The following is a 253-nucleotide window of genomic DNA, read 5'->3' as shown; positions in this document are numbered from 1 at the left end:
GAACTGATCCTTTGAAAAGCTTGGCGGCGTCCTACTCTCACAGGGGGAAACCCCCAACTACCATCGGCGCTGAAGAGCTTAACTTCCGTGTTCGGTATGGGAACGGGTGTGACCTCTTCGCTATCGCCACCAAACCTGATGGAGAGAATGTTCTCTCAAAACTAGATAACAACGTTCATTTTTCACATTAGAATATAGGTTAAGTCCTCGATCTATTAGTATCTGTCAGCTCCACGTGTCACCACGCTTCCAC

General features: G+C 47.8%; 1 rRNA gene. It reads right to left on the bottom strand.

Annotated elements, in window-relative coordinates:
* Positions 1 to 18 precede the first annotated feature (18 nt).
* Positions 19 to 134 (bottom strand): 5S ribosomal RNA (rrf, locus tag AAEY75_RS16240).
* Between the last annotated feature and the right edge of the window lie 119 nt (positions 135 to 253).

The sequence above is a fragment of the Psychrobacter sp. TB55-MNA-CIBAN-0194 genome (assembly GCF_040309505.1).
Taxonomy (GTDB): Bacteria; Pseudomonadota; Gammaproteobacteria; order Pseudomonadales; family Moraxellaceae; genus Psychrobacter; species Psychrobacter fozii.
Note: the sequence above shows the minus strand (reverse complement) of the source record. Positions and strands in the feature narration are given on the sequence as shown.